The sequence below is a fragment of the Vibrio sp. V43_P6S15P86 genome (assembly GCF_009904725.1).
In the GTDB taxonomy this organism is placed as follows: Bacteria; Pseudomonadota; Gammaproteobacteria; order Enterobacterales; family Vibrionaceae; genus Vibrio; species Vibrio diabolicus.
Window position 1 is genome coordinate 1 of record NZ_WXWT01000180.1, and the last position, 3,113, is coordinate 3,113.

Annotated in this window: 3 protein-coding genes and 1 pseudogene; 2 read left to right on the forward strand and 2 right to left on the reverse strand. The window is 39.1% G+C overall.

Translation table 11 applies throughout. The features are described from left to right. Nucleotides 1–521: pseudogene (locus CAG69_RS07930) on the forward strand (TniB family NTP-binding protein); the annotation flags it as partial. 55 nt (nt 522–576) lie between these two features. Here the strand turns inward: CAG69_RS07930 and CAG69_RS07935 are convergent. Beyond that, nucleotides 577–1,950, reverse strand: coding sequence for a DEAD/DEAH box helicase (locus CAG69_RS07935; RefSeq protein ID WP_161443583.1), 1,374 nt, complete (start codon nt 1,948–1,950; stop codon nt 577–579). Further along, nucleotides 1,950–2,345, reverse strand: coding sequence for a hypothetical protein (locus CAG69_RS07940; protein ID WP_161443586.1), 396 nt, complete (start codon nt 2,343–2,345; stop codon nt 1,950–1,952). The genes CAG69_RS07935 and CAG69_RS07940 overlap by 1 nt, the downstream gene beginning before the upstream one ends. A 248-nt stretch (nt 2,346–2,593) precedes the next feature. On the opposite strand from CAG69_RS07940, the gene CAG69_RS07945 reads away from it, so the two are divergent. Beyond that, nucleotides 2,594–2,800, forward strand: coding sequence for a helix-turn-helix domain-containing protein (locus CAG69_RS07945; RefSeq protein WP_005499654.1), 207 nt, complete (start codon nt 2,594–2,596; stop codon nt 2,798–2,800). Nucleotides 2,801–3,113 lie beyond the last annotated feature (313 nt).

Here is a 3,113-nt window from a genome sequence, read left to right on the forward strand (position 1 = left end):
GCAAGGATGTACTTCATAGCACAGCTGACTGGTTAAAGATGATAATCATTGATTCAAAAATACCCGTTGTACTTTTTGGAATGCCTTATTCAACCGAGATTTTGCGGGTCAACAATCAATTACGAGGGCGTTTTGAATCTCAACACCATTTAAAGCCATTCAGGGTCAAAGACACAAGTGAGCTAATCAGATACAAAACATTTATGACGATGTTAGATGCAGCGTTACCCTTTTTAGAGGAATCTGGATTGGCATCTGAAGACATAATGAAAAGGGTGTATGTTTTTTCCAAGGGAAACATGCGGTTAATTCGGCGTTTGATCAATAAAGCAGCTAAATTTGCTTTGCTAGAAAATGCTCCGTGTATTTCTTTAAAGCATTTTGCACGTGCGGCACCCAAAGTGAGTCGGGATGCTTGTAAAGCATTTAACCCATTTGATACAGATACCAAAAAACTAAAAATTATTGAACCACCAGAAGATGTTGGTTGGGAAAATTATCTTGCTGCAAAAGGAGATTGAGCACAGTTAATTATCTTAAATCTGAAGGGCCGTTTGCAGCAAAGATTGTACCCTACTAAATCCCAACAAACGCCTCAATCACCCGTTCTCTAAAACGCCCCAGAGTGAACGACCCATAAGGAACAGAATTTTCGTTACCAACTTGCACACTTGTATCACTGTTATTCCATTTGAAATCCCCTAGTTTCGAAAAGGTTCGAACAGTATGTGATGAGCTTGTTTCAAGTGAATATGTGTCTTCTTCCTCTTTGTCCTCAGGCTGTTTTATATAAAGACAAGAATCAGGAATATCTTGCTCGATTTCTTCAGCAAATTTCACAAGATTTTCTTCAGCAAGCGTGTACAGCCAAGCTTCTTGGTTGTTGTTATCTGTGATCCTGAGAATGCGCCCTAATACCTGACGGAAATACAACTCCGTGCGAACATTACTCAAATGGCAACAGACTTGAAGCCTTGGAATGTCAGTTCCCTCACTGATCATTCCAATGCTGATAATCCAAGGGGAGTGATCATTTTTGAATTGTTCAATTATCTTTTGAGCATCTGGGTCATGATAAGAAACCATCACGCTGGGTTGCTTTAGCTGTTCATTCAGGATTGTTTGAATTTGTCTCGCATGTGCAACGGACGAAGCGACGATAAGTCCGCCCGCATCTTGGTTGGATGCTCTAATGGAAAGTAGCTTACTCGCAGATAGTTTGAGAATATGAACTAAAGCATCTGTATCCTGTAAGATACTAGAATAACTTATTTTTTGTTCTTTAAATAATGCTTGAATCGATGAATAAGATTTACTTTCTTCTGGGCTGACATATTGCAACTGCTCGTTATCAACTAACACGAGTTTCGGCTTTCGACATACTCTGTCGGTGATAGCCTGCTTTAAAGTGTACTGATAATCGCAGATGATTTTTCCTTCCGGATTGCTATAAGAGCTCAGTGATATTGGTAAGCTATCTGAGCGCCAAGGAGTTCCCGTCAGTGCCAAAGTATACTTGGATGCTTTCTGCACTTTTAAAATAATCTGCTCGCCCCAAGCATTCGCGTCAGAAAGAGTTTTACCTGAACAATGATGGATTTCATCGAATATAGCTAGGACTCGGTGCTTTGAGATAGTTTCCCAAAATTGATCATCGAGATATTGGATAGCTTGGTAGGTTAGTGATGTTCCTAATGAACCTAGAGAGCCATTAAACGAGCACTGCAATACACGAGAAAAAGTGCGTGTAAACCCATTAGCAACATTAACTGACGGAGAGATGCAAATAATCAAATCAATCATATTTGAATCTAAGAGTTGCTTACTTAAATACGCAGCCATTATAGTTTTTCCTGCGCCGGGAGTTGCTTGAGTAAGAAAGTGCTTATAGCCAGATTTGTATTTTCCTAAGGCTTCTTTAATGCAGTTTCGTTGCCAATCTCTAAGCATCAAACAGCCTCCGACGTGAGTAGGTCTATTGTTTTTGAGATGGCGGTTATTTGCCCAGTTAAAGTGGCCGAAAGTTGTGTCGATTCTTGATGCAGCTTTTTTACTTTCTCTTGAGTCTGAGGGTATTGCGCCATAATCGAACGATACTCGTCCATTTCAGCAATTAGCATTGCAAGCTCTCCATTGAGCTTGCCTCTCATTTTGTTCAATTCAGCGATATACGGGACTGAACTTACCAAATCAACAGCTTTGCCATTATTAATTTCTGATTCTACGCTTGAGGCATTAACTTGTTGAAACAAAGTGGTTTTATGAAACAGCTTATTGCGATTATTTCCTGATGTTGTCAGTAGCCCTTGCTTTACCATTGTATTGAGTTGTTTAGAAACAAACATTCGTACATAACCTACACTTTTGTCTTGCATCGTGCTGGTTAACAACAGATCCCGTATATCAGATATTCTAAACGTGGGTTTGTTATTTATGATTATTGAATCAATGATATATGGTTGAATGGTGAGGTCTTGTGACACTTAGCAACTCTCGACAGTAGATTTGAACATAGAAAAATAAATGCGGATTATAGTCCGTGGAAAAGTTCTCTTCAAGAATAGATAGTCTTTCTTTTTAATGTACTTTTGAAATGAGAGACTTAGCAAAAAAGTTTGGCTACAACGTTCGTTCTATGCGAAAAGACAAAGGAATATCACAGGATAAGTTGGCTTTGGCTGCAGATATAGATCGTAGCTACGTAGGCAGGATAGAACGAGGTGAAGTGAATATAACACTAGAAAAAGCCTACCAGATAGCAAGTGTCCTTCAGTGCGATATTCGAGTGCTTCTACCATAAATAGATTGGAAGAGTTCATTTACTCTAGTTGACTGAGCCTCCTACCTGTTCGGCAGTATTCGCTTTTTGGCTGAGCCTGGAGATGTAAATTTGTTATCAGCTACTTTTCAGTAGTAATGAGGATTATAGTCCCCATCTAATGCCAAAGCAAACAGCTAAGAGTTTAGCTGTTTGGAGATGGTAATAGTATTGATTTTTTAAACTGATCCTCTCTACCTATGCGGCAGTTTACTACGACATCAACACTGACACTCTTGATTTAAAATTATCAGCTACCTATTCGGCAGTTTACTATTACCAATGTAATAATAGT